The sequence below is a fragment of the Aphanizomenon sp. UHCC 0183 genome (assembly GCF_009712065.1).
Lineage (GTDB): Bacteria > Cyanobacteriota > Cyanobacteriia > Cyanobacteriales > Nostocaceae > Dolichospermum > Dolichospermum heterosporum.
In genome coordinates, this window is record NZ_VILC01000066.1 from 1 (window position 1) to 6,461 (window position 6,461).

Annotated in this window: 7 protein-coding genes; 5 read left to right on the plus strand and 2 right to left on the minus strand. The window is 37.3% G+C overall.

Going from position 1 to position 6,461, the window contains the following annotated elements; genetic code table 11:
- Window positions 1–207 precede the first annotated feature (207 nt).
- Both FJR37_RS18675 and FJR37_RS18680 read left to right on the plus strand, forming a co-directional pair.
- Window positions 208–1,551 (plus strand): protein kinase, encoded by a 1,344-nt coding sequence (locus FJR37_RS18675; RefSeq protein WP_168466785.1) that lies wholly within the window; start codon window positions 208–210, stop codon window positions 1,549–1,551.
- A gap of 19 nt (window positions 1,552–1,570) precedes the next feature.
- On the plus strand, window positions 1,571–2,065 hold the full coding sequence (locus FJR37_RS18680; RefSeq protein ID WP_168466786.1) for an ureidoglycolate lyase: 495 nt from the start codon (window positions 1,571–1,573) through the stop codon (window positions 2,063–2,065).
- Between the two features lie 56 nt (window positions 2,066–2,121).
- Here the strand turns inward: FJR37_RS18680 and FJR37_RS18685 are convergent, their stop codons facing one another.
- The gene (locus tag FJR37_RS18685) at window positions 2,122–2,532 is read right to left on the minus strand and encodes an NUDIX hydrolase (protein WP_168466787.1); all 411 of its coding nucleotides are present in this window, start codon (window positions 2,530–2,532) and stop codon (window positions 2,122–2,124) included.
- Window positions 2,533–2,772: 240 nt separating this feature from the next.
- Between FJR37_RS18685 and FJR37_RS18690 the strand changes: the two genes are divergently transcribed.
- Window positions 2,773–3,513, plus strand: a complete 741-nt coding sequence (locus FJR37_RS18690; protein ID WP_168466788.1) for a cytochrome c biogenesis protein CcdA — start codon at window positions 2,773–2,775, stop codon at window positions 3,511–3,513.
- A gap of 3 nt (window positions 3,514–3,516) precedes the next feature.
- Window positions 3,517–4,905 (plus strand): cytochrome c biogenesis protein, encoded by a 1,389-nt coding sequence (locus FJR37_RS18695; protein WP_168466789.1) that lies wholly within the window; start codon window positions 3,517–3,519, stop codon window positions 4,903–4,905.
- Window positions 4,906–4,954: 49 nt separating this feature from the next.
- Here FJR37_RS18695 and hisG read toward each other — a convergent pair whose 3' ends face one another.
- Complete coding sequence (hisG, locus tag FJR37_RS18700) at window positions 4,955–5,599, minus strand: ATP phosphoribosyltransferase (protein WP_168466790.1); 645 nt, start codon at window positions 5,597–5,599, stop codon at window positions 4,955–4,957.
- A gap of 76 nt (window positions 5,600–5,675) precedes the next feature.
- On the opposite strand from hisG, the gene rppA reads away from it, so the two are divergent.
- Window positions 5,676–6,419 (plus strand): two-component system response regulator RppA, encoded by a 744-nt coding sequence (gene rppA, locus FJR37_RS18705; RefSeq protein ID WP_168466791.1) that lies wholly within the window; start codon window positions 5,676–5,678, stop codon window positions 6,417–6,419.
- The last annotated feature ends 42 nt before the right edge of the window (window positions 6,420–6,461 follow it).

Below are 6,461 nucleotides of genomic sequence, written 5' to 3' on the forward strand. Positions count from 1 at the left end.
CCATTCCAGGTTACATCAGAATTGCAGGTTATTAAATTTGCGTTCCTTAGTAGTTCGTCAAATTTATTTTGACGGGTAATGATAGGAAGAAACTTCTGTTTTTCCCTCCCCTACTCCCCCTACCCCTCTTCTCCCCCTGCTTGCCTTTACCCGTCATTTTTGGATTGACAGACTACTAGTTCAAGTTTGAATTATTAATTATTAAAAATGCCATCTAAAATTACACTTACCATCACACAGGGTAAACTTTCTAGAAAACAATATGTTTTTGAATCTCGCAGCACTTGTATTGTTGGCAGAAACGATGATTGTAACTTGCAAATAGCTGATAAGGTTGATATGACTATTTCCCGCTATCACTGTTTACTTGATATTAACCCCCCAGATATTCGTGTGCGAGATTTAGGAAGTTTAAATGGTACTTTTGTAAACGGTAAAAAAATTGGACAAAGACAAAGGCAACAACCAGCCCAAGAAGCTGTAAAATTAAGTTTTCCCGAATACAATTTACAGGACGGTGATGAAATTAAGTTGGGTGATATTCTTTTTAAAATTAGCGTACAAGCAGAAGATCAATTAAACCAAATACCAGATTTACCTGTCCCAGAAGAAAACGAACAACGGAATTTTTTAACCGTTGCTGAAAAACTCATAAATTTATCTCAAAGTGGTCATGCTAGTCTTCAAAGTATCTCTGGCTATAGTTTAACCAAGTCGTTAGGTAAAGGTGACTTTGCAGAAGTATTTGCAGCCAAGGATATTCAAACCAAGAAATCCATCGCTCTTAAGATTATGTTACCTGCGGTTGCGAAGCAAAAAAATGGGATAGAAATGTTTTTGAGAGAAACAGAAAACATCAAGATTTTACAACATCCTAATATTGTGCAATTGTTAGATTATGGCTTTGTAGAAAATACTTTCTTTTTCACAATGGAATATTTTCCAGGAGGTAATGTTTGGGACTTCATGCAAAGATCAGGATGGCGGTTACCTGTTGATATTGCCGTAGATATAACCTTACAAGTTCTTGATGGTTTAATATATGCCCATGAAGTCGAAATTCCCTATATTAAATCAGTTGATGGAATAATGACGAAAGGTAAGGGTTTAGTTCATCAAAATTTAAAACCCAATAATATTTTCATCAGTAAAATTAACGATAAAATAGTTGTAAAAATAGGCGATTACGGTTTATCCAAAGCATTTGACTTAGCTGGGTTAAGTGGACAAACTTTAACCGGCACAAAGATGGGAACACCTGCATTTATGCCCCGTCAACAGGTGCTAAATTTTAAAGACGAATTACCGGAAATTGATATCTGGGCAACAGCAGCTTGTTTATATAATATGCTAACGGGATATTTCCCCCGTAATTTTACAGGTGATCCTTGGTTATCAGTTTTACAAAATAGCCCTGTTCCTATTCTTCAGCGTCATCATGGTATTCCCCAAAAATTAGCAAAGGTGATAGATTTAGCTTTGCGGGAACAACCGCAAATTTATTTTCAAACAGCAGCAGAATTTAAACAGGCGTTGTTAGATTGTAGCTAAACTATCAAGTAAAAAAGTTATGAGTGCATTATCAACAATACAAGAACTGCCATCTCAATTGATTACACCAGAAAATTTTCAACCTTATGGACAGGTAATATACGCAAGTAAAGATGGGAAAAATTTTGATCAAGAAGATGCACAGTTAAATTTACAAAATGGTATTCCCCGTTTTTATATTATGCGATTGCACAAAAAAGGACGGAGATTTCACCAAATTACTCGTCATATCAAATGTACTCAATGTTTAGGTTCTTTGGAGGGTAAAGATTGGTTAATGGCAGTTTGTCCACCTGATAATGAGACGAATGAACCTCTATTATCAAAACTTGCGGCTTTTCGGATTCCGGGAAATTGTTTTATTAAATTAAGTGTAGGAACTTGGCACGCAGGACCATATTTTGATCATGAGTTTGTAGATTTTTACAATTTAGAATTGAGTGATACAAATGTAGTAGATCATTTTACTCATAATTTTCTTAAAAGTCATAATTTAGCTTTTGAGATGATTTAAAATAAGATCCCCGACTTCTTTAAGAAGTCGGGGATCTGGATATTCTGGATAGGTGTCTATAATATCCATGAATTTTGAATAATTTTTTTGAGTGAAGTTTCCTTGACTAATTCGGCGGCTTGATTCACCTCTAACCATTTTCTTTCTCTGGCGGTAGCTTCTGGCCAATCTTCTAAGATTATTTCTACAGGTAGTAAAAATAAATTTACTTGATAGGTATTCCCGCGTTTTCGATATTTATAATTACCTAACTCTTCAGTTGTGACTCTACCGACCACTCCTGCTTCTTCCCATGCCTCCTTAGCTGCTGAATCATGGGGACTCATACCTTTACAAAGTCCCCCTTTAGGAATTACCCAACCTTGACGGCTGCGAGTGGTAATCAATAGAACTTCAACTTTTCCATCTATGATTCGATAGGGAATAACTCCAGATTGTTGTAAGACTTTGTTGGCTTTGCGAGTCATGGTGGTAGATTCCTTCTGAATGAGTCTTTTTGATTTTAAATGTGTATTTGATGATAATGTGCCATTAAGGCAACTGTCAGAACAATTAATCCAATTTCGGGTAATCTTTACTATAAATTCATTAATTTTTCACAAAAATCCGGAAGTATACTTTGCAGTATGATACTTACTTTTATGACTTCATCACCCAAAATACGTTAAAATTCAAGCAGAGTAAGCATTTATCACGTAAATATACCCATGCTAGAAACTCTGGAAACACGCATTTATGAACTTGAACAATTTGCCAACACCCTTGTTGCGAACCAACTCACCCACTTGAGTTTCGTCAGCATTGGCATTATTTTTCTGGCTGGCTTGCTGACCAGCCTCACGCCTTGTATGCTATCTATGCTGCCCATTACCATTGGCTATATTGGTGGTTATGAGGCTAAAAGTCGTTTGCAAGCAGCAGCCCAATCAACTTGGTTCGCGTTAGGATTAGCAACTACATTAGCAGGTATGGGAATCCTCGCAGGTTTAGTTGGTAAAGTCTATGGACAGATAGGAATTGGTTTACCAATTGTTGTCAGCATTATCGCTATTATTATGGGACTAAACTTATTAGAAGCATTACCCATACAATTTCCTTCTTTGAATGAAACAAATTGGATTTCTCAAGATCTACCTGCGGGAGTCCGTTCATACTTGATTGGTTTAACATTTGGTTTAGTCGCTTCTCCTTGTAGCACACCAGTTTTAGCTAGTTTATTAGGTTGGGTTGCTAATACTCAAGATTTAGTTTTAGGTGCTGTTTTACTACTTTCTTACACAGCCGGATATGTAACTCCATTAATTCTAGCAGGTACATTTACTGCTGCAATTAAAAACCTATTAGAATTGCGCCGTTGGTCTGGTTGGATCAATCCTGTTAGTGGTGGGTTATTAGTAGGCTTTGGTGTTTTTTCTTTACTTTCTCGCATTCCTATTGGTAGTTTCTAAGCAATGACTTCAGATCAGACAACATCCACAGAATTAAGTTGGTGGTTAATCCCTGGTAGGTTTATCCGTCGGCAAATTTTACCTGTATTAACTGATTTACGGTTGGCAATTATCCTATTACTGGTTATTGCCTTATTTAGTGTTAGTGGTACAGTAATTGAACAGGGACAATTGCCTGATTTTTACCAATCTAATTATCCAGAACATCCTGCTTTATTTGGTTTTCTTTCTTGGAAAGTTATTCAAGTAGTTGGATTAGATCATGTATATAGAACTTGGTGGTTTTTGAGTTTATTAGTTTTATTTGGAACTAGTTTAACAGCTTGTACCTTTACTCGGCAATTACCAGCCCTCAAAGCTGCTCAGAAGTGGAAATATTACGAAGAACCTCGTAACTTTACAAAGTTAGCTTTGAGCGCTGAATTGGAGGGTGTTTATTTGTCATCAATTCCGTCAATTTTGCAGCAAAAAAGTTATCGCATATTTCAAGAAACAAATCAAAAAAAAGATGATATTCTCTATGCCCGTAAAGGTATAGTTGGGCGCATTGGTCCGATCATTGTTCACATTGGTATTGTTGCTATTTTGCTGGGAGGAATTTGGGGAGCAATGACGGGATTCATGGCTCAAGAAATGATTACTAGCGGTGATACATTCCAGGTAAAAAATATTGTTGATGCTGGTGCTTGGTCATCTACAGATGTGTTAAAAGATTGGTCTGTGCGTGTCAATCGCTTTTGGATTGATTACACACCAACGGGGGGGATTGACCAATTTTATTCAGATATGTCTGTATTGAATAATGATGGTCAAGAAGTTAACCATGAGAAAATTTATGTTAACAAACCTCTCCGTTATCATGGTGTCGTTTTCTATCAAACAGATTGGGGAATTTCTAATGTTCGGGTGAGATTAAATAAAAGTCCAATTTTTCAATTACCAATGGTACAATTAGACACCAAAGGTAGAGGGAGAATTTGGGGAACTTGGATTCCGACTAAACCTGATTTAAGTGAAGGTGTTTCCCTATTAGCCAAGGATTTGCAAGGTATGGTATTAATTTATGATGCCCAAGGTAAATTAATTAATACTGTGCGTGCAGGAATGTCTACCCCTGTAAATGGGGTAAATTTACAAATTCTTGATGTCATGGGTAGCACGGGTTTACAAATCAAATTTGATCCTGGTATTCCTATTGTTTATACAGGTTTTGGTTTGTTGATGTTAGGTGTAGTTATGAGTTATTTCTCCCATTCTCAAATTTGGGCTTTACAAAAGGGCGAAACTTTGTATATTGGCGGAAAAACTAACCGCGCTCAAGTTGCATTTGAACAAGAGGTTCTCGCAATTTTAGATCAACTTAGTGCTGTCAATAACGTCAAAAAATCCTAAATTTAAGATCCCCGACTTCTCCAAGAAGTCGGGGATCTGAGAAACTAAATTAAACTGCTGTGAGAAGTTCTGACCGCATTTGTTCAATTAATTGATTTAAATTACCTGTATTCAACCGATAACTTAAAGGGTGGACAATTAACCGGGCTGTACTTTCATACAAAGTCGCAATTTCAATTAAACCATTTTCCTTTAAAGTCTTTCCTGTGGAAACTATGTCAACAATTGCTTCCGACATTCCGGTAATTGGACCTAATTCCACAGAACCGTATAAGGGGACAATTTCTATTGGTAAATCCAAACCTTGGAAATATTCTCGCGCACAATTTACATATTTAGAAGCAACTCGACCATGAGCAGGTAAATCTAAAGGAGATTTGTAGGAACTGGTAGCTTTTACAGCCACAGACATCCGACAATATCCAAATTTTAAATCTACTAATTGGGCAACTTGGGGCTGTTTTTCTCTCAGGACATCGTAGCCGACAATTCCCAATTGTGCCTGACCATATTCTACATAAACAGGTACATCTTGCGCTCGGACTAACAACGCTTTTGCTTGTCCACTGGCATCAGGAATTTGCAATTGGCGGTTGCCTGATTCTAAAAAAGCACTAAAATCTAATCCTACAGATTGTAATATGCGGAGACTAGGTTTAAGTAGTTCCCCTTTTGGTATTGCAACAGTTAACATTCTTTTTTTTGGTATTCTTGATGTGTTTGCAGTTCACTATATTGAGAATATATCTATATTACTCACTACTAACATAATGAAAATTTTATTAGTTGATGATGAAGTCGAACTAACTGACCCTTTAAGTCGTCTGTTAACCCGTGAAGGTTACAGTGTTGATGCTACTGATGATGGAATAAGTGGCAGTAATTTAGCGGCAATAGGCAGTTATGATTTACTGATTTTAGACTGGATGTTACCGGGAAAAACGGGGTTAGAGATTTGTCAGGAATTACGTCGGCAAGGGAAAATAACTCCTGTGCTATTTCTAACGGCAAAAGATACTTTAGATGACAGAGTTCAAGGTTTGGATGCAGGTGCTGATGATTATTTAGTAAAACCTTTTGAATTACGGGAATTACTGGCAAGAGTCCGGGCTTTGTTACGTCGTACTGGCACAGAATCTTATAGTAGTACAAAAGGAAAGTTAGTTGTAGCAGATTTAGAACTTGATATAGAAAATCAAATAGCTTATCGTCACGGAAGAATGATAGAACTCTCTCAAAAAGAAAGTCAGTTGTTACAATACTTCATGGAAAATTCGGGACAATTACTGACTCATGGTCAAATTTTGCAGCATTTATGGCAAAATGAGGAGCAACCTAATAGTAATGTGATTGCGGCTTTAATTCGTCTGTTGCGTCGCAAGGTGGAAGGCGCGGGTGAAACACCAATGATTCATACTGTTTATGGTAAAGGTTATCGTTTTGGGTCTGCTGGAGTAGTAGTCTGTCAACCCGAAAATGACGGGGGGAGAGAGGTGGGGGGGGGAGAGAGGTAGGGGGGGAAGAGAGGTAGGGGGAGAAGAGAGGGAGGGGGGGAG